The sequence below is a fragment of the Streptomyces avicenniae genome, from assembly GCF_000719135.1.
Taxonomy (GTDB): domain Bacteria; phylum Actinomycetota; class Actinomycetes; order Streptomycetales; family Streptomycetaceae; genus Streptomyces; species Streptomyces avicenniae.
This window is the reverse complement of record NZ_JOEK01000012.1, coordinates 227,892-250,975: the sequence shown is the minus strand read 5'-3', so window position 1 is coordinate 250,975 and position 23,084 is coordinate 227,892. Positions and strand designations below refer to the sequence as shown.

General features: G+C 73.1%; 26 protein-coding genes. 8 read left to right on the top strand and 18 right to left on the bottom strand.

All coding sequences use genetic code 11. From position 1 onward, the window contains the following. Window positions 1-28 precede the first annotated feature (28 nt). Window positions 29-1,132 carry a winged helix DNA-binding domain-containing protein gene (locus tag IF27_RS21475; protein WP_052851318.1) on the bottom strand — a complete coding sequence of 368 codons (1,104 nt, stop codon included), beginning with the start codon at window positions 1,130-1,132 and terminating at the stop codon, window positions 29-31. Next, on the bottom strand, window positions 1,129-1,551 hold the full coding sequence (locus IF27_RS21470; protein WP_052851317.1) for a VOC family protein: 423 nt from the start codon (window positions 1,549-1,551) through the stop codon (window positions 1,129-1,131). Before IF27_RS21470 ends, IF27_RS21475 begins: the two co-directional genes overlap by 4 nt. A gap of 91 nt (window positions 1,552-1,642) precedes the next feature. Here IF27_RS21470 and IF27_RS21465 point away from each other — a divergent pair, with 91 nt between their 5' ends. From IF27_RS21465 to IF27_RS21450, 4 genes are all read left to right on the top strand, one after another. Then, on the top strand, window positions 1,643-2,635 hold the full coding sequence (locus IF27_RS21465) for a helix-turn-helix transcriptional regulator (RefSeq protein WP_052851316.1): 993 nt from the start codon (window positions 1,643-1,645) through the stop codon (window positions 2,633-2,635). A gap of 147 nt (window positions 2,636-2,782) precedes the next feature. Continuing rightward, the gene (locus tag IF27_RS31210) at window positions 2,783-3,235 is read left to right on the top strand and encodes an L-type lectin family protein (protein WP_190233060.1); all 453 of its coding nucleotides are present in this window, start codon (window positions 2,783-2,785) and stop codon (window positions 3,233-3,235) included. Between the two features lie 354 nt (window positions 3,236-3,589). Continuing rightward, window positions 3,590-6,979, top strand: coding sequence for a glycosyl hydrolase family 95 catalytic domain-containing protein (locus IF27_RS21455; protein WP_110946114.1), 3,390 nt, complete (start codon window positions 3,590-3,592; stop codon window positions 6,977-6,979). A gap of 279 nt (window positions 6,980-7,258) precedes the next feature. Continuing rightward, window positions 7,259-7,921, top strand: coding sequence for a response regulator transcription factor (locus IF27_RS21450; RefSeq protein WP_223291143.1), 663 nt, complete (start codon window positions 7,259-7,261; stop codon window positions 7,919-7,921). Here IF27_RS21450 and IF27_RS21445 read toward each other — a convergent pair. The 7 genes from IF27_RS21445 to IF27_RS21415 all read right to left on the bottom strand — a co-directional run bounded on the left by IF27_RS21445 (window position 7,896) and on the right by IF27_RS21415 (window position 15,595). Continuing rightward, window positions 7,896-9,704: an ATP-binding cassette domain-containing protein gene (locus IF27_RS21445; RefSeq protein ID WP_223291142.1), complete on the bottom strand. Its 1,809-nt coding sequence runs from the start codon at window positions 9,702-9,704 to the stop codon at window positions 7,896-7,898. The genes IF27_RS21450 and IF27_RS21445 overlap by 26 nt on opposite strands. Next, window positions 9,701-11,395 carry an ATP-binding cassette domain-containing protein gene (locus IF27_RS21440; RefSeq protein WP_052851313.1) on the bottom strand — a complete coding sequence of 565 codons (1,695 nt, stop codon included), beginning with the start codon at window positions 11,393-11,395 and terminating at the stop codon, window positions 9,701-9,703. Before IF27_RS21440 ends, IF27_RS21445 begins: the two co-directional genes overlap by 4 nt. Window positions 11,396-11,548: 153 nt before the next feature. Next, a complete protein-coding gene (locus IF27_RS21435) occupies window positions 11,549-11,680 on the bottom strand; it encodes a SapB/AmfS family lanthipeptide (protein ID WP_052851312.1) in 132 nt (43 codons plus the stop codon). Between the two features lie 86 nt (window positions 11,681-11,766). Next, the gene (gene lanKC / locus IF27_RS21430) at window positions 11,767-14,346 is read right to left on the bottom strand and encodes a class III lanthionine synthetase LanKC (protein ID WP_052851311.1); all 2,580 of its coding nucleotides are present in this window, start codon (window positions 14,344-14,346) and stop codon (window positions 11,767-11,769) included. A 149-nt stretch (window positions 14,347-14,495) separates the two neighbouring features. Then, the gene (locus IF27_RS21425; protein ID WP_190233059.1) at window positions 14,496-14,936 is read right to left on the bottom strand and encodes a hypothetical protein; all 441 of its coding nucleotides are present in this window, start codon (window positions 14,934-14,936) and stop codon (window positions 14,496-14,498) included. A gap of 117 nt (window positions 14,937-15,053) precedes the next feature. Beyond that, window positions 15,054-15,308, bottom strand: coding sequence for a hypothetical protein (locus IF27_RS21420; protein WP_052851309.1), 255 nt, complete (start codon window positions 15,306-15,308; stop codon window positions 15,054-15,056). Beyond that, on the bottom strand, window positions 15,305-15,595 hold the full coding sequence (locus tag IF27_RS21415; protein ID WP_420822036.1) for a hypothetical protein: 291 nt from the start codon (window positions 15,593-15,595) through the stop codon (window positions 15,305-15,307). Before IF27_RS21415 ends, IF27_RS21420 begins: the two co-directional genes overlap by 4 nt. A 177-nt stretch (window positions 15,596-15,772) precedes the next feature. Here IF27_RS21415 and IF27_RS21410 point away from each other — a divergent pair, with 177 nt between their 5' ends. The 4 genes from IF27_RS21410 to IF27_RS31970 all read left to right on the top strand — a co-directional run bounded on the left by IF27_RS21410 (window position 15,773) and on the right by IF27_RS31970 (window position 17,206). Then, window positions 15,773-16,615, top strand: a complete 843-nt coding sequence (locus IF27_RS21410; protein ID WP_052851308.1) for a helix-turn-helix domain-containing protein — start codon at window positions 15,773-15,775, stop codon at window positions 16,613-16,615. Continuing rightward, on the top strand, window positions 16,597-16,806 hold the full coding sequence (locus IF27_RS30475) for a DUF397 domain-containing protein (protein ID WP_110946113.1): 210 nt from the start codon (window positions 16,597-16,599) through the stop codon (window positions 16,804-16,806). The genes IF27_RS21410 and IF27_RS30475 overlap by 19 nt, the downstream gene beginning before the upstream one ends. Continuing rightward, complete coding sequence (locus IF27_RS30470) at window positions 16,799-17,005, top strand: DUF397 domain-containing protein (protein WP_110946112.1); 207 nt, start codon at window positions 16,799-16,801, stop codon at window positions 17,003-17,005. The genes IF27_RS30475 and IF27_RS30470 overlap by 8 nt, the downstream gene beginning before the upstream one ends. A gap of 81 nt (window positions 17,006-17,086) precedes the next feature. Continuing rightward, window positions 17,087-17,206: a DUF397 domain-containing protein gene (locus IF27_RS31970; RefSeq protein WP_338058218.1), complete on the top strand. Its 120-nt coding sequence runs from the start codon at window positions 17,087-17,089 to the stop codon at window positions 17,204-17,206. Window positions 17,207-17,540: 334 nt separating this feature from the next. Here the strand turns inward: IF27_RS31970 and IF27_RS21400 are convergent, their stop codons facing one another. The 9 genes from IF27_RS21400 to IF27_RS21365 form a co-directional block, all read right to left on the bottom strand. Then, window positions 17,541-17,933 (bottom strand): type II toxin-antitoxin system death-on-curing family toxin, encoded by a 393-nt coding sequence (locus tag IF27_RS21400; RefSeq protein WP_052851307.1) that lies wholly within the window; start codon window positions 17,931-17,933, stop codon window positions 17,541-17,543. After that, window positions 17,930-18,124: a ribbon-helix-helix protein, CopG family gene (locus IF27_RS21395; protein ID WP_052851306.1), complete on the bottom strand. Its 195-nt coding sequence runs from the start codon at window positions 18,122-18,124 to the stop codon at window positions 17,930-17,932. The genes IF27_RS21400 and IF27_RS21395 overlap by 4 nt, the downstream gene beginning before the upstream one ends. A 214-nt stretch (window positions 18,125-18,338) precedes the next feature. Then, window positions 18,339-19,502 carry an ATP-grasp peptide maturase system methyltransferase gene (gene tgmC, locus IF27_RS21390; protein WP_052851305.1) on the bottom strand — a complete coding sequence of 388 codons (1,164 nt, stop codon included), beginning with the start codon at window positions 19,500-19,502 and terminating at the stop codon, window positions 18,339-18,341. Next, window positions 19,499-20,458, bottom strand: coding sequence for an ATP-grasp ribosomal peptide maturase (gene tgmB, locus IF27_RS31620; RefSeq protein WP_052851304.1), 960 nt, complete (start codon window positions 20,456-20,458; stop codon window positions 19,499-19,501). The genes tgmC and tgmB overlap by 4 nt, the downstream gene beginning before the upstream one ends. A gap of 4 nt (window positions 20,459-20,462) precedes the next feature. Continuing rightward, window positions 20,463-20,747 carry a putative ATP-grasp-modified RiPP gene (tgmA, locus tag IF27_RS21380; RefSeq protein WP_052851303.1) on the bottom strand — a complete coding sequence of 95 codons (285 nt, stop codon included), beginning with the start codon at window positions 20,745-20,747 and terminating at the stop codon, window positions 20,463-20,465. A 108-nt stretch (window positions 20,748-20,855) separates the two neighbouring features. Then, complete coding sequence (locus IF27_RS21375) at window positions 20,856-21,698, bottom strand: helix-turn-helix domain-containing protein (RefSeq protein ID WP_052851302.1); 843 nt, start codon at window positions 21,696-21,698, stop codon at window positions 20,856-20,858. After that, window positions 21,688-22,212: a DUF6879 family protein gene (locus tag IF27_RS21370; RefSeq protein ID WP_052851301.1), complete on the bottom strand. Its 525-nt coding sequence runs from the start codon at window positions 22,210-22,212 to the stop codon at window positions 21,688-21,690. The genes IF27_RS21375 and IF27_RS21370 overlap by 11 nt, the downstream gene beginning before the upstream one ends. Beyond that, window positions 22,196-22,402 (bottom strand): hypothetical protein, encoded by a 207-nt coding sequence (locus IF27_RS30460; protein ID WP_110946109.1) that lies wholly within the window; start codon window positions 22,400-22,402, stop codon window positions 22,196-22,198. Before IF27_RS30460 ends, IF27_RS21370 begins: the two co-directional genes overlap by 17 nt. Before the next feature lie 201 nt (window positions 22,403-22,603). After that, window positions 22,604-23,074: a carboxymuconolactone decarboxylase family protein gene (locus IF27_RS21365; RefSeq protein WP_052851300.1), complete on the bottom strand. Its 471-nt coding sequence runs from the start codon at window positions 23,072-23,074 to the stop codon at window positions 22,604-22,606. Window positions 23,075-23,084: the final 10 nt, after the last annotated feature.

Sequence of the window (23,084 nt, the reverse complement as noted above, 5' to 3'; positions counted from 1 at the left end):
CTGAGAGCGCTGGCCGAGCTGTGTGTGGTCAGGCGGCGGGGGTGGTGATCTCGATGCGGTCCCCTTCGCCGTCCGAGAGGAACGCGGCCAGCCGCCGCCCCTCCTCCGCCACGTCGTCGCGCTCGGCCGGGGCGAGGTGACGCAGCGGGGTGACGCGGACGGTGGCGTCCGTGACGGTCCACGTCGCGGCGACGCGGCCGTCCAGCAGGACCACGCGGATGCCCGCGACCGACACGCCACGGTGGGCGTCGTCGATGATGCGGCTGCGGTCCTGGTAGCCGAGGATCGCGTTGTCGAACGCGGGCAGGAAACGGACGGGCGCGGGCGTGTCCGGGTCGGGGCGTGGCGCGTCGGGCAGGTCGAGGAGTTCGCGCCCGCGCGCGTCGCGGAAGCTGACGAGTTCACCCCGCACCGCCGCGACCGCCGCGGGAAGCCCCGCGAGGCCGCACCAGGCCCGGAGGTCCGCCGAGGCGGCGGGCCCGTACGCGGCCAGGTAGCGGCGGACGAGCGCCTGGCCCACGGCGTCGGTCCCGTCAGGGTCCGCCGGGTCGAGGGCGCGCCCCAGCCAGGACGCGAGCGGCACGTTGCGCACGCCCGCCTTCTGCCGCCACACCCCGCGCGGCGGCGTCTGCGCCATCGGCAGGAGGGCGGAGATCAGCATCTCGCCCAGCGCCCGCGGCGCGACGGCGGGCCAGCGTCCGGCGAGCGCCCGGGTCAGCTCGGCCATCGTGCGGGGCTCGCCGTCCGCCATCACCTCCCGCCCCGCCGCGGCGAGTTCGTCCAGGTCCACGGCGGCGAGGTCCCGGCGGTAGACGCCGAGGACCTTGCCGCGCAGCATCGCGTCGTGCCGCGCCCGCCAGGCCACGGCGTCGTCGGCCGTGACCAGGTGGACGGTGCGGCGCATCAGGTGGATACGGACGACGTCCCGCCCGACCAGCAGGTCGGAGAGCGTCCCGGGCGCGAACGCCCGCAGCCGGGTCCAGAGCCCGGTGAAGGGCTCCTGGGGCTCCTGCGCCTGCATGCCGCCGAGATGCCCGACCGCCGCCAGGACAGGCATCTCGGACCGGTCGAGCAGCAGCTGCCGCGCCAGCGTGGCACGGCCGAGCGCCCGCGTGGAGAGGACGGTCGTCACCCCGCCGCCCCGTACGCGACGTCCAGGACCCACGTCACGCCGAACTTGTCCTCCAGCATTCCGTACAGCGGCGCCCACGGCGCGGGCCCCAGCGGGCGCCGGACGGTCGCCCCCTCGGTCAGCCGCTCCCACAGCGCCGTGACCTCCTCGGCCCCCTCGCCGCGCAGCGAGACGAAGAACGCGTTCTCGCCCGGGGCCCACGCCAGCTGTCCCGGCACGTCGTACGCCATCACGCGGAAGCCGTCGCGCGCGGTCACCTGCCCCCACATCACGTGGTCGGCCTCGGCGGGGTCCTGGACGGCCCCCGCGTCCGCGTACGTGACGAGGACGAGGTCACCGCCGAAGGCGGTGCGGTAGAAGGTGAGCGCTTCGCGGGCGTCGCCGCGGAAGTTCAGATGGGGTGTGGCGGACACAGTCATGATCGGTTCCTCGCTCTTTCTCGGTGGCTCACGCCCACCGTGTCAGCAGAAGAGGTCAGGTTGTGGCCGCTTCTCGCCGCATGATGGAAGCATGCAGAAGACCTCGTCGCGCCTGCTGGCCCTGCTCTCCCTGCTCCAGGCACGCAGGGACTGGCCGGGCGCGCTCCTGGCGGAGCGGCTGGACGTCAGTCCCCGCACGGTGCGCCGGGACATCGACCGGCTCCGCGAGCTGGGCTACCCCATCGACGCCGCGAAGGGACCTGACGGCGGCTACCGCCTCGGCGCCGGGAGCGATCTGCCGCCGCTGCTGTTCGACGACGAGCAGGCCGTCGCCCTCGCCGTCGCGCTCAGGACCGCCGCCACCACAGGCGCGGGCATCGAGGAGGCGGCGGCCCGCGCGCTGACCACCGTCCGGCAGGTCATGCCCGCCCGCCTGCGCCGCCGGATCGACGCCCTCCAGATCACGGCGGTCGAACGGCCCGCGCCCCGGCGGGACACCCGGGTGGACGGCGGCGTGCTGATGACGCTCAGCGCCGCCGTCCAGGCCCGCGAGGTGCTGCGCTTCACCTACGCGTCCCCGCCGTCGGCCGAGCTGCCCGCCAGGCGCGCCGAGCCGCATCACCTCGTGACCTGGGGCGGGCGCTGGTACCTCGTCGCCTGGGACCTGGACCGCGACGACTGGCGCACGTTCCGCGCCGACCGCATCACCCCCCGTACCCCGACGGGCCCCCGCTTCACGCCGCGCGCGCTGCCGGGCGGCGACGTGGCGGCGTTCGTCGCCGCCAGGTTCCAGGGCTTCGACGGCACGGACGGCCTGCCGTGCCGTGGCGAGGTGATCCTCGACCTGCCGGCCGACACCGTGTCCCGCTACAGCGGCGACGGCATCGTGGAGGAACTCGGCCCGGAGCGCTGCCGGTTGATCCTCGGCTCGTGGTCGTGGGCCGGACTGGCGGCGACCCTCGGCAGGTTCGACGCCGACATCGAGGTCGTCGGCCCGCCCGCGCTGCGGGACGCGTTCGCGCGTCTGGCGCGCCGGTACGCCGCCGCCGCGCGGCCGGGCCCTGAGACCGGGAGTCGAGGGTGACACCGCCGAAAGGTCTGCGTCCGCGCGTGTCAGCACACCGCGCCCGTGCCCCTCGCCGGTTCGCCGCTGCTCAGCGCGATGTTCCGGGGAACCGAGGTCGCTGACGAGCGCCGCCGCCGAGCCGCCGGGCGCCTCCACGCTCGGGCCGTGCGACGCCGCCGACCAGACCACGGAACCCGTGCCGACCCCCGGCGGGACGCCCGGATACCTCCAGCTCACCGACAGCGGCACGACCGGACGGGCGGCCTGCTGTGCAACCGCCCGCTGCCGGGCAACGGCGGCCTCCAGGTCACGTTCGACCAGTACCAGTACGGCACCAACCCGCAGGGCCTCGGGGCGGACGGCATCGGCTTCTTCCTGGTGGACGGCGCCACCGGCGGCACGCCCGAGCCGTACGCGGTCGGCGACACCGTGACGGCCGAGGGGGCGTACCCCGCCGGTGAGCCCGTGGTCTCGAACGAGTCGTCGGCGTCCGCGCCGACGAGTGCGGGACGACGGCCGACCCGGACCGCGGTGACCGGGTGCTGCGCAACGCCGTCACGTCCGACGTCCTCGGCACGCGCTGCGCCGACGGTCCGCTGCCCTGCGGCACGGAGGTGACGGTACGGGTCCCCCCGCCCCGCCACTGCGGCCACCCCGGGCACCCGCACGGCGCCCGAGCCGCCCCCGTTCGCCGACCGGTCACCGGCCGGGGAGCGGGGGCGTTCGTGCGTCGGCGCGGGCCGCAACTCGGCCTCCGCGCAGGCGTCTTCGCGGGTCACGGCCACGCGCGCCCGTGCGGCAGGTCGAAACCGGTTCCGGTAGTCGCCAATTGATCGGGTGTATGGCAGACATGCCGCGAGAAATATGACCGTTACAGTATCTTGACGGTCCATACATCGGATCTATAGCCTCCGCTGTGATCAACGTCACCCCGTACCCCGCACCCTGCCGCCACTCAAGGACGAGGTTCCGATGACCGAACGAGGCTTCCCCAGACGCGTTTTCGTCGCGGGCGCGACCACCGCCGCCGCGGCGATCGGACTGCAACCCCTGGCAGCCGGCCAGGCCGCCGGTGCCGAGACGGAGCGCAGGCGACCGCGCCCCCTGGCCACCGGCCTCCAGCTCTGGTACGACGAGCCGGCCGGCGACTGGGAGTCCCAGTCACTGCCGCTCGGCAACGGCGCCCTGGGCGCCTCGGTGTTCGGCACCCTCGCCCGTGAACAGCTCCAGTTCAACGAGAAGACGCTGTGGACCGGCGGCCCCGGCTCGCCCGGCTACGACTTCGGCAACTGGACGTCGCCCCGCCCCGGCGCGATCCAGGAGGTCCAGCAGCGCATCAGGAACGAGCAGCGCGTCGATCCCAACTGGGTGGCCCAGCGGCTCGGCCAGCGCAAGACGGGCTTCGGCGCCTACCAGACGTTCGGCGACCTGTGGGTGACGTTGGCCCAGGCGCCCACCGGCGTCACGAACTACCGCCGCCACCTCGACATCGGGGAGGCCGTCGCCGGTGTCACCTACACCTCGGGCGGCGTGACGTACACGCGCGAGTACTTCACCTCGGCGCCCGACAACGTCCTCGTCGCCCGGTTCGGCGCGAGCCAGGGGGGACGGGTCAGCCTGACCGTCTCCGTCACCGCGCCCACCAACCGGTCGCGGAACGTCTCGGCGCGCGGCGGCCGGATCACCTTCGCCGGGCGCCTGAACGACAACGGGATGCGCTTCGAGTCGCAGATCCAGGTCGTCAACCAGGGCGGCAGCCGCACGGACAACGGCGACGGCTCGGTCACCGTCTCCGGCGCCGACAACGTGACGATCATCCTCGCCGCCGCCACGGACTACTCCGTCCGCTACCCGACCTACCGCAACGGCGTCGATCCGCACGGCCCCGCCACCCAGCGCGTGGACGCTGCCGTGCGCAAGGGCTTCTCCGCCCTGCGCTCCGCCCACATCGCGGACTTCCAGGGCCTGTTCAACCGGGTGGCGCTGACCGTCGGCGAGGCGGACCCGGCCATGCCCACGGACACGCTGCTCGCCGCCTACCAGGCGCGCACCGCCACCGCGGCCCAGCGCAAGGCGCTGGAGGTGCTCTACTTCCAGTACGGCCGCTACCTGTTGATCGCCTCGTCCCGCCCCGGCACGCTGCCCGCGAACCTCCAAGGCGTGTGGAACAACTCCACCAGCCCGCCGTGGAGCGCGGACTACCACGTCAACATCAACCTCCAGATGAACTACTGGCTGGCCGAGACGACCAACCTCTCCGACCTGACGGCGCCGCTGTTCGAGTACGTCGAGTCGATGGTCCCGCCCGGCCAGGTGACGGCCAGGGAGATCTACGACAACCGCGGCTGGGTCGTCAACAACGAGACCAACCCGTTCGGTTTCACCGGCCTCCACGAGTACGCCGCGTCGTTCTGGATGCCGGAGGCGGGCGCCTGGCTCGCCCAGCACTTCTACGACCACTACCTGTTCACGCGCGACGCCACGTTCCTGCGGGAGCGTGCCTACCCGCTGATGAAGGCGCTCTCGCAGTTCTGGATAGACGAGCTGGTCACCGACCCGCGCGACAACAGGCTCGTCGTCTCGCCCAGCTTCTCGCCCGAGCAGGGCTCCTTCTCCGCCGGTGCCTCGATCTCCCAGCAGATCGTCCACGAACTGCTCACCAACACCCGTGCGGCTGCCCGGGAGACCGGCGACACCAGCTCTTTCGTGCCCGAGCTGGACGGGACGCTCCAGCGGCTCGACCCGGGGCTGCGCATCGGCTCGTGGGGCCAGTTGCAGGAGTGGAAGGAGGACTGGGACGAGGAGAACAACACCCACCGGCACGTGTCCCACCTGTACGCCGTCCACCCCGGCCGCCAGGTGACGCCGCGCGAGCACCCGCAGTACGCGCAGGCCGCCCGCGTCTCCCTCACCGCGCGCGGCGACGGCGGCACCGGCTGGAGCAAGGCGTGGAAGATCAACTTCTGGGCGCGGCTGCTCGACGGCGACCACTCGCACGTCATGCTGTCCGAACTCCTGCGCTTCAGCACCCTGAACAACCTGTGGGACACGCACCCGCCGTTCCAGATCGACGGCAACTTCGGCGCCACCGCGGGCGTCGCCGAGATGCTGCTCCAGAGCCACGCAGGGGCGATCGACCTGCTGCCCGCCCTCCCCGCCTTCTGGGCGACGGGCACGGTGCGCGGCCTGCGCGCCCGGGGCAACGTCACCGTGGACATCGTCTGGCAGGGCGGCACGCCCACCACCGCGACCCTGCGCCCCGGCGCCACCGGCGACCTGACGGTGCGCAGCAACCTGTTCAACAGTCTCTTCGAGCTGCGCGACCAGCAGAGCAACCAGCGCATCACCCCGACGCGCAACGGCGACACGATCACCTTCCGCGCCACCGGCGGGCGGACGTACGCGGCCACCTCGCAGGTGCGCACGGTGCTGACCGCGCCGGAACAGGGCGACCACGGCACGGCGTTCCGCGCCGACGTCAGGGTCGAGGCGGTCGGGGCGACCGTGCCCGGGTCCCGGCTGAGCCTGGCCCTGCCCGAGGGCTGGACCGCCAGCCCCGCGTCGCACCAGGTGCCGCAGCTCGGCAGCGGCACCAACCGCACGTTCACGTTCCAGGTGACGCCGAGGTCGGGCGAGCGGCCGGAGAACCGGCTGCGCGCCGTGCTCGAAGGCAGCGGCTGGCGCACGGAGGCGATCGCCCTCGTGACGGTGGACGTCCCGCCGCCGTGCCCGGTGCCGCAGGCGGGCCTGACGCTCGTGGCCTGGGACGCCCGCTCCGGCGGCACGGTCACGGACTTCGGCGGTCAGGGCCGCAACGCCACGATCCAGGGCAACGCGACCTACGAGGGCACAGGACCGACCGGGACGGCCCTGCGGCTCGACGGCCAGACGTTCCTGCGGACCGCGCCGACGACCCTCGGCTTCCTGCGGGTCGCGACGTTCGCCGCCGAGGTCAGGGTGGACGGCAGCGGCAGCTACCGCCGCCTGTTCGACTGGCAGCCGGGCGGCAACGACGGCAGCGACGGCGTGCTCATCGACCTGACCCCGTCGAACCAGGTCAGGTTCATCGGCGCCGGGACCGGCGTCACGACCTCGGCGGTCCTGCCGACCGGCCGGTTCGTCAATGTCGTGATCACCATGAGCGACGGCGGCCGGATCGTGGTCTACGTGGACGGCAACGAGGCGGCCGTCGCCCAGGTGCCCGACGGCGGCATCAACGGCTGCGCCAACCGCCAGCTGCGCTTCGGCGCCGACCAGGACGGCGGCCAGCGGCTGACCGGCGCCCTCGACCGGGCGGCGATCATCGCCGGTGAGCTGAACGCCACCGAGGTCCGCAACTGGCAGACCCGCGTCTTCGGCTGACGGACCGCCACCCCCCCATGTGCCCCGCCCCGGACTTCCCCCGGGGCGGGGCACGGCCGTGTCCGCCCACGGTCGGATACAGGGGGTCTGGTGACGTTTTACCGTCCCATCTGCATCTTTGTTACAGGCAGATGACCGGAACTTGGCGTTCTGTGACGACGGGAGGTGGGTACCGGTCCCCCTGGTCCGCGGGCGAACGCGTCAGCGGCCCAGCGAGACGGCGCCGTCCCGGCGCCGGGGCGGCGGCGGGAAGGTGCGGGAATGGTCCGGGTTCATGTCGTGCACAGTGCTGATCTGCTGCGGTCGGCGCTGGTCGCGTTGCTGGAGCGGCAGGGTTTCGAGCCGACGTCGGCCGCCGTGGCGATCCCGCCGGACGGCCGGGCGGACGGCGACTGCGACGTCCTCCTGTTCGACAGCGGCTGCCCGGCCGGCTCGGTCTACCTCGAACGCCGCGCCCTGAACGGCGGCACCCGCCAGGGCCCCGGCTACGTGCCGCTGTGCCTGCGCCCGGCCGAGGCCGCCGACACACCGGCCGACACCGCCAGGGCGGCCGAGTCGGCCGTCACCCTCGTCGTCCTCGGCAGCGCCGACCGGCCGGGCGCGCTGCGCACCGCGTACGCCGCCGGGGCCGCCGGTTTCGTGGACCGCAACGGCCCGGCCCGCCGCCTCGGAGAAGCGTTACGCCTGGTGGCGCACGGCGGCCGGTACGTGGACGACTCCCTCGCGTTCACCCTGCTGCGCGCCACCGAGATCCCCCTGTCGCCGCGCGAGTTGGGCGTCCTGACGCGCGCCGCCGAGGGCGACACGATCGCCGAGATCGCCCGCAGCATGTGCCTGTCGGACGGGACGGTCCGCAACTACATCGCCGCGGCGACGCGCAAGGTCGGGGCGCGCAACCGTGTGGACGCCATCCGGATCAGCCGCCTCGCGGGCTGGATGTGACGCGGGCGCCTTCCCCGCCGTCCGCACGGTTCCCGCCGTCCCCGCCGTCCGTCCCCGCCTCCCACGCCCCCACCAGCTCGCGGTAGGCCGCCGACCCCCGCAGCAGCTCCGCGTGGGTGCCGAGCGCGGGGCGGGGCCCGTCCAGGAGCAGCACCCGGTCGGCCCGCGCGGCGGAGGAGAGGCGGTGCGCGACGACCAGCAGCGTCCCAGGCCGCCGGGACAGCGCCGCCTCGGCGCGCAGTTCCGCGGCGGGGTCGAGGTGGCTCGTCGCCTCGTCGAGCAGCAGCAGCGGCGCGGGGGACAGCCAGGCCCGCGCCAGCGCGACGGCCTGCCGTTCGCCCGCCGACAGCCGCGCGGGGTCGAGCGGCGTGTCGAGGCCGCCGGGGCCGTCCGCCAGCCCGCCGAGGCCGAACGCCTCGACCGCCCGCCGCACGAGGGCGGGCGGCGCGTCCGGCGCGAGGTAGGTGAGGTTGTCGCGCAGCGGCCCGGAGAACACGTACGCCTCCTGGGGCAACAGCGCGCGTAGACCGGCCAGTTCCCGCCGGTCGAGTTCGGCCACCGCGCGCCCCGCCAGGAGTGCCGTCCCCCGGTCGGGCGCGAGGGTCCCGGCGAGCAGGGCGGTGAGTGTCGATTTGCCGATACCGCTCGGCCCGACCACGGCCAGGTGCTCGCCGCGGTGGAGCGTCAGGTCGAGCCCGCTGACCACGGGATCGGCCGCCGGGCCGTGGGCGAAGGTCACCGACCGCAGCTCGGCCGCCGGGGCACGCGGGGCGGACGCCGGTGCCGCCGGACGTCCCACGCGGGGCGGCCGTACGGGCGGCGGCGCGGGGGCGGCGAGCCGTTCCAGCACCACCACCAGCCGCGTCCCCGCCGCGCCGAGCGCGCCGAGGAGCGCGTGCACGGCGGGCAGCAGCGCCGACGCCGCGTACGTCAGCGCGCCGATCAGCTCGCCCGGGCTCACCCCGCGCTCCAGCAGCAGCGGCGCGCAGCCCAGCAGCGCCAGCACGGGAAGCTGCCCTGCCGCGCCGACGGCCAGCGTCCGTACGGCCGCCCACCTGGCCAGCGCGGACGCGGCGCGCCGCTCCGCCGCGACCAGATCCGCCGTCCGCTCGGCCACCGCCTCCGCCGCGCCGCAGGCGACGATCTGCCGCGCGCCGTCGTCCAGCAGCCCGGCGTGCGCGGCCAGGGCCTCGTCCGCGTCGAGCAGCGCGCGCTGCCGCGCCGCCATCGGGCGCAGCGTCGCCGCGAACAGCGCGAGGCCGGCCAGCAGCGGGACGAGCACCACGGGCAGCAGCACCGGCGCCAGCATCGCGAGCCCGGCGAGGGCTCCGGCCGCCGTGAAGACGAACGCCCTTGTGGTCATGAGGAGTCCGGCCGCGCCGTCGCGCGCGATCTCGGTCTGCGCGGTGAGCCGCGAGACGGCCGACGTGTCGGCGCGCGCCGGATCGGCCACGGCCGTCGCGAGCGCCCGCGCCACGACCCGCCGCACCAGCGCGTCCCGCAGCGGTTCCACCACGCCGCCGAGCGCGCCGAACACGCCCCGGGCGGCGAGCCCGCCGAGCAGCGCGCCCACCGCCGACACCCCGAGCCACAGCAGGCCGGTACCGGGACGCCCGGCGAGGAACCCGTCGTCCAGCGCCCGCGCCACACCGAGGCCGGTGAGCAGCGTCTGCGCCGACTCCAGCAGCGACCAGCCCGCCAGGACGCGCAGCGCGCGCCGCCGCCCCCACAGGAAGCGGCGCGCCCCCGGCAGCAGTTGCCGTACCGGCCCTTTCGCCGTCACGCCCGCGCCTCCCCGCCGCCGACCGCGAACACCGCGCGGTACGCCGTCTCCCGCCACAGCCGTGCGTGCGGCGCCACGGCCCGCACCCGTCCCGCCTCCAGCCACACCACCACGTCCGCCCGCGCCGCCACCGCGACGCGGTGCGCGACCACCAGCCGCGTGCAGGGCCGCACGCTCTCCGTCAGCGCGCGCGTCACCAGCCGCTCGGTCACCGTGTCCAGGCTCGACGTCGCGTCGTCCAGGATCAGCAGCCGCCCCGTGTGGGCGAACGCCCTTGCCAGGCCGAGGCGTTGGCGCTCCCCGCCGGACAGCGGCGCGTCACGCAGCGGGGTGTCGTAGCCCTGGGGCAGGCGGCGTACGAAGGGGTCGGCGCCCGCCGCCAGGGCCGCCGCCCGTACCGCGCCGTCCGGCGGCGGCCAGGCACCCGAGCCGATCGCCGCGCCGACCGTCGCGCCGAGGAGGACGGGTCGGGCGAAGGCGTACGTCACCTCGCGGCGCAGCGCTGCCGCGTCGAGGGCGCGCAGGTCGAGCCCGTCGAGCAGGACCGTCCCCGCGTCCGGGTCGGTGAGGCGCCCCGCGACCGCCGCCAGCAGCGACTTGCCCGCGCCTGAAGGGCCCACGACGGCCGCCGTCGTGCCGCCGGGGAGCAGCAGGTCCACGCCGTCGAGCAGCGCCTCGCCGTCCCTGACGACACGGACGCCGCGCAACTCCAACGTGCCGTTCCCGCCCGGCGGCGGCGCGGCCGTCCCGTACGCCGTCTGCCGCGCGTCCGTGACGGCCGCGAGCCGTGCGACCGCCGCGCGGGCCCGCAGCCAGCCGTTCAGCGCGCCGACGACGGCGCCCGCCCCGGCGGCGAGGACGGTGTAGCGCGCGACGGCCAGCAGCTCGCCCGCCGTCAGGTGCCCGCCGCTCAGCCGCAGCCCGGCGACGGCGAGCACCCCGGCCGTCAGCAGCGGCATCAGCAGCCCCGCCCCGCCCGCAGCCCTGCCCTGGACCCGCCACGTACGCCGCCCCGCCGCCAACAGCGCGGCGAGCGGGGCGAGTACGCGCGCCCGCTCCCGTTCCTCCGTGCCCGCCGCCGCGATCGTCCGCGCACCCGCGAGCGTCTCGGCGAGCCGCCCGGCCACCTGCCCCTGCGCCTCCTGGTAGGCGTGCAGCGCACCGGCGCCGTCGCGCACCGACACGCGCAGGATCAGCAGGAGCGGCGGCAGTCCGGCCAGGAACGCGGCGCCCGCCCAGGGGTCGAGGAGGAAGAGCCCGGCCAGCCCGCCGAGCGGCACGAGGACGGAGGCGAGCGCGGCGGCGGTCGCCACCGGGGCGGTCCCGGCGTCCAGGGAGTTGACGGTGAGGCGCGTGGCGAGGCCGCCCGGCCGGTCGTCCGCCGCGCCCAGGAAACGGTCGGCGGTCAGGCGCCGGAGCCAGGCCGTCGTACGGGCGTTGCCCGCGCCGCCCGCCCAGGCCGCCGTGGCGTCGAGCGTCACCTCGGCCGCGACCAGCAGCGCGCACAGCGCGGCCCAGCGGCCCGTGCCCTCACCGGCGAGCAGCGCGTCGAGCGCGCGGGCCAGGGCCAGGGGGAACGCGACGGCCGCCGCCGCTCCCGCCGCCGAGCAGACGAGGACGACGGCGGCCGGGCCGCGTCCGTGCCGCAGGGCCTGGCGCAGCAGCCGGGGCGGGGGTGGGGCGGGTCTCATGGGCGGCTCCCCTGGCGCGGTGGTGGATGCGGGGCAGGGCGGCGGACGCGGCGGGTCCCGGGCGGTCGGCGACCACCCGGGACCCGGGAGCCACGGGCGGGCGGGCGCATGGGGGCGCCCGCCCGCTGCCGTGGCGGCGTCAGACCCGTGGGGTCACGGGGTGCAGAGGGCGACGCTCAGGGAGCTGAACTCACAGATCAGCAGGGACACCTGGCTGCCGGTGGCGAGGTCGCCCAGGGCCTCGTCCTTGGGGGTGTCCATCGCCTGGAGGTCGAGAAGAGCCATGTCCGTTCTCCTTCGTGTCCCGGCGGTCGCGGCGACCGCCTGTGGTGGGTGTGCCTGGGTGGTGCGGGTGGTGCGCGGCCCTGGTGTCAGGGCCGGTCCTGGGGCCGCCGGTCCGGCGGCGGGGGCGGCGGCGGGAGGAACGGCAGGTGGGCGCCGGGGGCGCCGTGCGCGGCGCCGAGCGCCAGTAGGCAGCCCGCCGTTCCGGTCGCGAGATCCATCGACAGGCGCGACAACTGCTCGCCGGGGAAGGCCAGATGGCCCTGGTACGGGACGGCGTGCCAGCCGAGCAGCGCCGACTGGCGGCGCACGTCGGCGGCCCGGCCGTCCGCGTCGCCCGGCGTCGTCGTGCGCGCCAGGTGCAGGACGAGCCCGGAGACGCCCCGGAAGAGTCCGGGCTGCACGTAGAAGGAGGAGCGGGCCGCGCGCAGGATGCCCTGCCTGGCCGTCTCGAACGCGTCGTCCGCGCGGTGCGCCAGGTAGTCGTCCAGCACCAGGCCGATGCCGACGCTGCCCGCACCCGCGTACGGCATCGTGCGGCGGCCCTCGTCCACCACGAGGGAGTCGTCGGGGCCGGTGACGCAGCGTGCGAGGTCGCGGCGCAGCGCGTCGGCGGCGGCGTCCAACAGCGTTTCCTGTCCGGTGCGTTCGTACAGCCGGACGCACAGCAGCGCCGTCCCGGTCGGGCCGTGCAGCAGCCCCGTCCGGTCGCCCGGGGCGGGGCGGCCGAGGGCGGCGAGCGCGGACTGCGCGCAGCGGAGCCCGGCGCGGCGCAGGTCGTCGTCGCCCGTGGCGTCGGCCAGGTCCAGCAGGCCGAGGGCCACGCCCGCCGTGCCCGAGTGGAGGCCGGTGCCGAGCGCTTCGAGGGGCTGACGCGCCACCAGGCGTGCCAGGTCAACGGCCGCCTCGCGGCGTCCCAGCCGCTCCAGGGTCCAGGCGACGCCCGTCAGCCCGTCGTAGAGGCCGACCTGGCTGCCGGACGCGGGGTCCTTCGCGCGCAGCGTCAGCCACTCCTCGGCCTCGGCGCAGCGGACACCGGCCGATGCGAGCGCGTAGAGCGTGCCCGCCGTGCCGTGGCCGAGGGACCAGCCGCCGCAGGGGGAGGCGAACTGCGCGATGTCGCCGGGGAAGAAACGATCCTCCCGTTCCGGGGACGCCGACGCGAGGACCGCCGCCACCATCGACTCCCGCGCGGCGGGCCACTCGTCGGGCCGCACGGGCAGGTACCCGGCCGCCCCCGCGACCGGCGGGCCCCCGATCTCCCGGACCGCCTCGTCCAGCAGGGCGCGGTCCACCGGGTAGCGGGCGGCGGCCAGTTCGGCGAGATGCGCGGCCTTCCGCCGGTCGAGCGGCAGCAGTGTCGTCAGCGGCACGAACAGCGCCAGCAGCAGGCAGGCGAGCGCGTAGCGGTCCACGTCGGTGCCCCTGCGGTCCGGCGGGGCGACGAACGCCGGGTTGGCCACGATCTGCCGCCGCCGCTCGTCCGCCGGTGTCGCCGCCTCGAAGTCCAGGAGGGTCACGGAGGCGCCGTCAGGGGCGACCATCACGTTGCTCATGTGCAGGTCGCCGAACGCGATGCCCCGCTCGTGCACGGTGGCGACCGCCTCGGCGACCATGGCGTGCATCCGCAGCGCCCAGGCGGTGTGGTCTGCCAGCTGCTCGGGGGACGGCTCCGCGTGGGACAGCGGGAAGCGGCGGGCGAAGACGGTGTTCAGCGTCGTGCCCGGCACGTGCTCCATCGCCAGGAACCGGTGCTCGCCCACGTCGTGCATGCCCAACAGCTGTGGCACGCACGGCAGTCCGGCCAGGCGCTCCAGCGCCCGGCGCTCCCGCTCCAGCCGCTCGACGGCGTCCGCGCCGTCGGCGGCCAGGCCCGCGTACGGCCGTGCCTCCTTGAGCACGATCCGCGCGCCGGTCGCCCGGTCGCGGCCCTCGTAGACGCCGCCGCCGTTGGAGAAGTGCAGGGCACGCTCGACCGTGAACGGCAAGTCCGTCACGCCCTGCGCGGAGCGTGCGGCGACGTGCGGCGCCAGGAAACCGGGGACCTCCACCCAGTCGGGCACCCGGAACGCCGGGCCCCGCAGGTCGGGCACCAGCCGCCCCGACGGGTCCGCCACGGCCGGGACCGTCCCGCCGTCCGCCGCGTGCGTGAAGCGCTGCGCGAACGCGCCGTACCGCACGTGGACCGGGCCCGCGCCCCAGCGCACGTCGCTCAGCACGTAGGGGCCGTGCTCGCCGTCGAGGGCCGCCGCCAACGCGTCGGCCAGGGCGTGGCAGCGGTCGTCGTCCTCCGGGTAGACGGTCACGAACTTCCCGCTGCCCGCGCGGTCGGCGTACTTGGTGTTGCGGTGCAGCAACAGGTAGGGGCTGGGGAGGAACTTGAAGGCCGCGCCGCGCTCCAGACAGACGGCGGACACCCGTTCCAGCACCCGTTCGGCGTTGTCGGGCGCGGCCGAGACGTGGATCTTCCAGCCCTGCGTGGGCAGTTGGTGGCCGAGCGGGGCGAGCGAGAGCCAGTCGCCGCTGCGCCGCCGCTCCCAGCCCTCGGGGGCCGGGCGGCAGGCGGCGGGGTAGAGCGCGCCGCGCGGGTCGTCCGTCTCGGTCACGCGGCGGGGGGCGTCGTAGAACCAGCGGTCGGCGTCGCAGTAGAGCGCGTACTCCGGATTCACTCGTCCCCCTCGCTCGGTGCCGTGGCCGTGACGACAGCTACGGTGCCCGAGCGCCGGGGGGCGGGAACAGTCGCCGATGTCACCGGCGGGCCGTGCGGAATGCACGGTCGGGACGTGCGGCGCTCAGGCCGCCGAGGCCAGGGGGTACGTCAGGAGGCCGTGCCCTCGCAGGCGGCCATCGCCCCTGGCCCGTCCGCCTCGCCGAACGCCACGATGATCCCGTCCACCCTGATCTCGCAGCTGATCGGGCTGGAGACCCCCTCGTAGTTCTGCACGTTGAAGAGGACGAGGGCGCCGGGCTCGGCCTCGAACCGCAGCGGCTCGGACGGCAGCCCGTGCGACAGGTCCTCCCCGGGCCGCCCGTCCACCGACCAGGTGAGCGCGACGCCCTCCACCACGCCTCCGGCGCGCAGGCTGACCTCTCGGGACCCGCTATCGAGCATTCCGGCGATGGCTGTCAGCTCCCCCCGGCTCGCCACCTGTTCGTCCTCGGCCACGCGGTCGCCGCCGTCCTGCCCCGTCCCCACACCCAGCGCGCCTCCGACGACCACGGCGGCACAGACGATCCCCATCACGCGTCCCCTGCTCACGGACTTCCCCTCACCTCGGCGTCAGGGCACCGTACCGGGCAGGGGACGCGCCGCCCGCGCACCGCCCCGTCCCGCACGGACCGTCAACGAGGCTGTAAGCAGGGCGACATGTCACGTTCAGCGGGTCGGGTTGCGGCTGCGGGCGTTGACCACGGCGAGGCGGGCGCTCAGCACCTCGCCGGGGTCTATGACACGCACGCGGTCCGGCTCCGCGTCCCACTCGCGTCCGCCGCCCAGCGGCCTGAGCTGGACGCACGGGCCGACCTGGCCCATGACCACGCCGACCCGGTCGCGGGCCGTGTCGTGGACGGTGGCCCCGGCGGGCAGTCCGGGCGGCGGCTCGTCCGCGTCCGGCCGCCCGTGCCCGGTCACCGCTGCGTGCCCTTCGTGATCACCTCGGCCAGCGCGCGGGCCACGGGCGCCGCGCAGAAACCGAGGTGCACGAGCGCGTAACGCGGGCCCTGCGTGGGCTCCACCTCGACGGGCGGGCCCGGCCAGTCGCCCCGGATGTCCATCGCGGGGAGCTGGATGCCCGCCTGGGTCAGGGCGACGCGCAAGGCGTCCCGCGCTTCGAGCGCCTCCCGGATCTTGACGGTCTGCGACGCGTACCAGGCGCCGTCGCGGTCGTCATCTCCGGGCGGTGTCAGCGTATTTGTCACGATGCGCTCCTTCGGGTGCTCTCGGCTTCCGGCCCTCCCCGACGCGGGTGGTACGACGTACGGTGCGTGAGGGGATCATCACGAGCTTGCGACCACGGAAGCCCCCGGGGCGCCGTGGACGGGCCCCGCTTCCCGTGCACCTGGAGCACGTTCCACACCTTCCACGGAGGACGCACCATGCCGACGAGACGAGCGGTCACCGGCCGCAGCAGGGAGCCCCGAGCCCGATTCGCCCAGGAACTGCGTCAGTTGCGCGTGGCGCGTGGCGACAGCCTGCGGCGCCTCGGCGAACGGCTCGGCTGGGACTGGTCGTTGTTCGGCAAGATGGAGAAGGGCGAGACGCTGGGCGGCCCCGAGGTCGTCCAGGCCCTCGACACCTACTACGGCACGCCGGGGTTGCTGCTCGCGCTGTGGGAGCTGGCCGTCAGCGACAAGACGCAATTCCGGGAGCAGTACCGCCGGTACATGACGCTGGAGGCCGAGGCGACGAGCCTGTGGCACTTCGCGGTCAGCGTCCTGCCGGGCCTGCTCCAGACCCCGGCGTACGCACGCGAGGTCCTGGCGGCGGGCGGCCTGAAGGGGGACGAGCTGGAACAGCAGGTCGAGGCGCGGATAGGGCGACGCGAACTGCTGGAGGGCGACGACGCCCCGCCGTTCCGCACGATCCTGTCGGAGGCCGTGCTACGCACGCCGTTGCGGGACGCGGGCGAGTGGCGGGAACAGCTGGAGTACTTGGCGGCCGTTGTGAATCGTCCGGATGTGACGGTCCAACTGCTGCCTTTCAGTGCGGGGGCGCACGGCTTGATGGGTGCCGACTTCTGGTACCTGCGCCAGCCGGACGGGCGTACGGTTGTGTACACGGAAAATGGCTATCGCGGCGAGCTGATCGAAGAAGTCGCAACGATTGGGCGGCTTCAGCTCACGTACGATTCGGTCCGTGACCTGGCACTGACTCCGGCCGAGTCGCGTCAGTTCATTGTGAACCTGTTGGAGGCAGTGTCGTGCGATCCGTCGAGCTAAACGGCGCTCAGTGGCGTAAGAGTAGTTACAGCAATCAGGATGGTGGCGCTTGCGTTGAGGTGGCCACCAATCAGTCTCATGCTGTGCCGGTGCGGGACAGCAAGGACCGGTGTGGTCCGGTGCTCGTCGTGCCTTCGGTTGGTTGGTCGTCGTTCGTGTCAGCTGTGCGGGCCGGTGGGTTGAGTGCTTGATTCGACGTCGCTGCTGTCGTGGCGGAAGAGCAGTTACAGCAATCCGGACGGTGGCCAGTGCGTCGAGGTCGGCGTTGGCCGAACTGCTCTCGTTCCGGTCCGCGACAGCAAGGCTCCGGCGGACTCCGTGCTGCTCGTGCCATCAGGCGGCTGGTCCTCGTTCGTCTCCGCCGTCAAGAACGGTGTACTGGATGCCTGAACTGAGCGCGTCAGGGCTGCCCTGGAGGAAGAGCAGCTACACAACCAGGATGGCGGCGAGTGCGTCGAGGTGGCCGCCAACGTGGCTCATGCCGTGCCGGTGCGGGACAGCAAGGACCGAGGCGGCCCCATGCTCGCCTTCACGCCCGACCTGTGGGCGGGCTTCGTGTCCGCACTCAAGGACGACGAACTGACCCCCTGATCGCCCAAGTTCAGCGGACGGCTCCGCAAGCACCGATCGGCCTGCGGAGCCGTCTGCTGCCCCCAGGCACTCAGGAAGCCGGTTCGCCGTCTCTTCTCATGTCGGCGCCAGCACCGTACCGATAAGGGAACGCGCCACACGCCTGGCCATCTCGACGCGCAAAAAAGCGACATGCGGTACTCGCCGGATCGAGTCACGGGCGGAAGCCGTCCGGCACTCGTGCCCGCGCTCCCGCATGCAGATCCGGACCAACTCCTCCTCGACGTCACACAGCGACTGCGGCCACCGGGAGAGTGGGGCCGAGCGCGCGATCCGGCCCTCACCTCGTCGTAGGTCAGGGGAGGGGGAACCAACCCGACAGCCGCTCGGCGATGGCCGGGACGTCGATGGTGTCCTGCGCGACGTCCTCGACGAACGGGCCGCCGAGGGCCACGGGCGGCGGGGCGACGGCGGCGCTCATGCCGTTGAAGCGCAGGAAGACCCGCATGGCGAGCCACGCCGTGCGCTTGTTGCCGTCGATCAGCGCGTGGTTCCGGGCGACGGCGTGCAGCAGCGCCGCCGCCTTGTCGTGCGGCGCGGGGTACAGCTCGGCCCCGAACACATGGGTCCTGGGCCGCTCGACCGCCGACACGAGAAGCCCCATGTCACGCACGCTGTGCCCGGTGCCGTTGACCTTGCGGGCGATCGCCAGGATCTCGTCGATCCGGAGGTGGCGCACTTCGGTCACTTCAGGTAGTCCAGGATCTCCGCGTCGCTGTCCATCAGCTCGGCCAGGACGTCATCGACCTTCAGCTCGGCCCGCTCCTGAGCCTCACGGACGGCCTCGATGACGAGTTCCTGCTTGCTGCGGCGCTCACGACGAGCGCGCTCGGTGAGCTTCGCGTCGAGGTCGTCGGGAAGTCGGAGCGTCATGGCCATACAGGCGATGATACCGGCCTGGTATCTGACGCGCGCACCGTACGCCCTGGTGATGCCCAGCTCACCGTGCGTTCTTGTGATGCGGGAATGGCGTGTCGGGACGATCGGGAGATCGCCGCTGTCCGCGGTGCGCGACGGCCGCGGACCCGCCGACCGGCCCCCGCCCTGGCCGGGGTGCCCGGCTCGTCCCGAGTCGTCCGCTGCCCGCCGCCGGTCAGGCGAGGTGGTGTTCCCAGCGCAGTGCGGGATCGTCGCCGATCCGGTAGGTGTGGCGCGTGCCGCTGACATGCAGCCGCACGGACGTGATGTCCGGCGTGCCTGCGGCCCGCCAGGCGCCGAGGGCCCGCTCGACCGCGTCCCACAGGGCCACCGGCCCGCCCTGCCGGACGGTCCAACCGTCGCCGTCCGCGACGAACTCGGCGAACGACTCACGTTCCGGATCGAACAGGTATAGGAGCGGGGCGCCGTCGCCGCGGGCGGCGCGGACGAACTGGGCCCCGGGAGAGGCGAGTTGCGCGAGGAAGGCGGGCATCCACTCGTCCAGCACGGTGGGCGGCACCTTCACGGCCCGCTCGCTGTCCGGGTACGCGGTCCGGGCCGACAGGTCACCGGCGACGGGCACGACGGCCTGCGCCCGCGCCTGCATGAAGGACGACCGGCCGATGAACCCGCCCTCGGCCGTGCCGTCCTCGTGCACCGTGACCCTCGCCAGGCCGGTTCCGTAGGGCCACGAACCGAGGGTCGTCAGGATGACGCCGCCCGGCCTGGTCTGCCGGACCCAGGCGTGGGGAATGCGACGGACCGCGCAGGTGGCGATCACGCGGTCGTACGGGGCGCGGCGGGGATGCCCGAGGAGCCCGTCGCCGACCACGGTCCACGTGGAGAACCCGGCGGCCTCCAGCGCGGCGTCCGCGCGGGCGCAGACCTCCGGGTCCACCTCCACCGTCGTCACGCCGTCCTCACCGAGGTGGTGACACATCAGGGCCGCCGAGTAGCCGGTGCCCGTGCCGATCTCCAGCACGCGCTGCCCGGTCTCCAGCCCCAGGGCCTCGATCATCCCGACCACGGTCGCCGGGGTGGTGGACGAGGAGGTGGGCACGCCGCGTACGGGGCCTTTCGCCTCGTCGGCCGTGAGATGCCCGTCGAGCTGCGTGGTGAGGGTGTCGATGGCGTAGGCCGTCGTGAGCCAGTCGGCCGGATCGGTCCTGGCCTCCGTGACGGGCCGCCAGAGGCCGCCGTCATCAAGGAACACCCCCGGCCTGAGGAACAGTTCACGCGGCACCTCCTCGACAGCGGCGCGCAGCCAAGGGGACGACAGCGCGCTGTCCTCGGCGAGACGGGCGGCGAGGTGGCGCCGGTGGGGAGCGGAGTCGTTCACGAGGCGTGTCCCTGGGTGAGGAGGTCGGCGAAGGCGGCGGACATCGGCAGACCGGTCTGCGTCTCCAGCCACCCCCACTGGCCGTTCGGGTTCAGCTCCAGCCACCACAGGTCGCCCGCCCGGTCCACCGCGAGATCGAAACTCCCGGACACCAGGCCGAGACGCGCGAGGTAGGTGTGGAGGGCCTTGTCCACCTGATCGGGCAGGTGCGCGACGGTGTAGGAGAGGGCGCTGTAGTCCTTCCGCCAGTCCAGCAGGCCGGACGTGATGCGTACGGCGAACGTGCGTCCGCCCACGACGAGCACCCGGAGATCGGCGACCTTCTCCACGCGTGCCTGGAACAGGTGCGGTGTGACGCCGACCCGTGCGTCGATCTCGTCCACGGTGACCGGTTCCGCCCAGCCGGTCAGCGGCACGCCGTCCCGTGCGTACGGGGTCCATCGCAGCGTTTTGTGGATCACCCGGTCATGGCTCCCGATGAACTCCCGCGCTTCGTCCGGGTCGTTGGTCACGAGTGTCGGCGGGACGGTGAGTCCGAGTCGCTGCGCAAGAGCGAGTTGCGCGGGCTTGTGGTCGGCCGCGGTGATGCGGAGCGGGTGATTGACCCACAGGGGTCCTTCGAGTGCGTAGAGCGTGCCGCCGAGTCCGTGGCGTACCTGTGCGGTGGCGAGCCGCGTGTCGTCCTCGTCCAGGTGCGGGAAGGTGGGCCACCGTGGGCGGCGCCAGTACACGGCACGAACGTCTGTGAGTTCGGCTGATCTCGACAGGGTGCGCACCTGCCCGGCCACCGGGACCGAGCAGGTGCCGAACCGGGCCGAGACCGTCAGGTCGGCGCCGATGTCGGCGGGATCGAACCTGACCACCGGCACGTCGCGCCGGTTGAGTTCGGCGATCACCATGTCCGCGGTCGGATCGTCCGCCTCGGTGGCCACCAACACCGGCCTCTCCTCGGTCATCGCGTCAGTCTTGCTCGGAGTCCTGGTCGTGGCCCTGGTCGTTCTTCGAGTCCGCGTTCGTGGTGGTCGCGGTCTCGGTGCCCGTGCTGGTGCCGTGCTTGCCCATCTCGATCACCTGGCCGTGACGGTCGCGGTACACGCCGAGCTGTGTGTCGGGATCGACAGTGACCGTCGCGTGCGGGCGGCGAATCGTGGTCGGGTACGGCCCGAGCCTGCCCACGGCCCAGGGTTGCGTGAGGATCGGAGGGGAAGAGGGGGTGAGGCTTGCCGTCCCTGTGGTCGCGGGCATACCGCTCCTGCTTTCTCTCACGAGCCGCGCCCCGAAAGCGGGGCGCGAGTCCGGGAAGTTCCCGGCTCCGGTGATGACGGTAGAAGCAGGTCCTGCCCGGCACCAGAACTATCCGCGTTGTCGGGTAAAAGCCATGGACCACTCGGACAGCAGTTCGCGGCATTCCTCTCCGAAGACGGCGTACCGTTCGTACACGTCGAAGTCGTGGAGATAGGCCGCCACATTCTTCCGGTCCCTGAAGATCAGCGCGCCCGTTCCTGTCTCGACCGTGGCCAGTCTCCGGTCGTACACCGTGAACGTGTTGAGAGGCCGCTCGGGGATGTGTCCGCTCAGAGGGATCACGCCGAGACGTACCTGCGGAATGCGGGAGACCGACGCGAGCCGATCCAGTTGCACAGCCATTCCGGCCGGGGGCAACAGGGGCCACCGCACTGCTTGTTCGGTGAGGAGAAACGTGAACATTTTCGAGGAGTCGTGCAGGACTCGCTGCCGTTCCAGTTTCTTCGCGATGGTTTTCGACTGGTCGCCGGGAACGTCGGCGATGCTGGCCCGCACGTATTCGGGTGTGGCGAGCAAACCGGTGACCATCGACAGCAGGAAGAAACGGAACACGGTCGAGGCTGCTTCCATCCTCGCTAGTTCGTTCTGCTTCTTGTCCAGGCCCCTTCGGCGGGAGGACCAGTCATCCTGCCATTCGGTGGCGGCCGTTGCCGCGAGCGACAGTATCCCGGCGGCCGAAGCTTCGTCCGTGCCAAGAGCCTCAAGGATCAGCTCGACATCGACCAGGGAAGGGGCGAGCCTGCCGCTCTCGATGTTGCTGACCTTGGTCTGGGACATGTTGCAGCGGCGAGCGAGCCAGGTCTGCGTTCTCCCGGCCCCTCGCCGCTGCGTTCTCAAGGCTTCCGCCAGGTCCGATCGGGAACGGCCCAGCTTCTCAGGCTCAAATGTCAAGGTCCTTAGCGTACTCCTCGAAGGGCACTGACGCGGCCACCGCGATGCGCTGGTACTCGATGAACGCGGCCACGTCCCCCTCATGGACCTCTCGGTTGATCTGCCGTCCGTCCGGGTGGTAGTTCATCAGTACCACCTCCCGCCGGTCGAACATCCAGAAGTCCTGGACTCCCTCCAGGGGATTCTCCCGGTCGGTGACATCCAGAATCCGGATCTGCTCACCGGCCAGGAGATGAGGTGCGTAGTACTGCGAGAACTCGAAACGCAGATACTCGGAAAGCGGTCGGGTCACGATGTGGACGCGTCCCTGCGAGCGTCCTTCCGTCACCTGTCTGCGCAGTCGGTCCGTGTAATCGTTCGAGACCATACGAGGGTCGATACGGACACCGGCCCTGAACTCCGCCAGTTCCTTCTCCTCTTGAGGCATGAGGTACTGCGGCAAGGTCTCGAGTCGCCAAGCCTCATGCCCGAACTGCTCGAATCGAGCAGCCCATTCCTCACCAGCCAAGAACACGTACGGCCTCCCTCAACACGCTTTCAGGGATCTCGACGAGCCCTTCTCCTCCCGGCGGCGTGAATGCCTCCGAGACGCTGCCTTGGACGATGAACGAGCCGTCGGCGGTGCGGTAGACATTCGGGCAGTCGTTCTTCCCGCACTCCCCGTTCCCGTTGCCCGTGAGCCGGGTCAGTTCCTCTCGCGCCATGCCGAAAGCCCCTCAGTTCGACCCTGATCGGTCCTCGTATCAGAAGATACGGGGGACATGGCGCCTTGGTCCACGCGGCACCCCCGTTATTCGCGTTGTCGGGTAACTCCCCCGCCGAAAGGGCCGATTCGGACCCGAACGGCGCGACCCCGCCTTCCCCGGAAGAAGGTGGGGCACGCCGGTCCTGAGAAGAACTGCCCGTCAGGCGAACTGGCCCGGGGTGTAGTCGCCGCCGACCTGGCGGGTGATGACGTTCAGGCGGTTGAAGGCGTTGATGAGCGCGATCTGCGTGACGAGCGCGACGAGTTGGTCGTCGTCGAAGTGCTTCGCCGCGTTCGCCCACACCTCGTCGCCGACGCCGCTGCCGTCCGCGAGGCGCGTGCCCTCCTCGGCCAGGGCGAGGGCGGCGCGTTCCGCCTCCGTGTAGACGTTCACGTCACGCCAGGCCGCGACCAGGGCGAGCCGTACGGCCGACTCGCCCGCCGCCGCCGCGTCCTTGGTGTGCATGTCGAGGCAGCCGCCGCAGCCGTTGATCTGGCTGGCGCGGATCTTCACCAGCTCAAGCGTGGCGAACGGCACGGTCGAGTCGGTCACCACCTTGTTCGCCGAGACGAGGTGCTTGATCAGCTTCGGCGCGAGCGGGCTGGCGTGCAGGTTGAGGCGGGTTTCCATGACGTCCTCC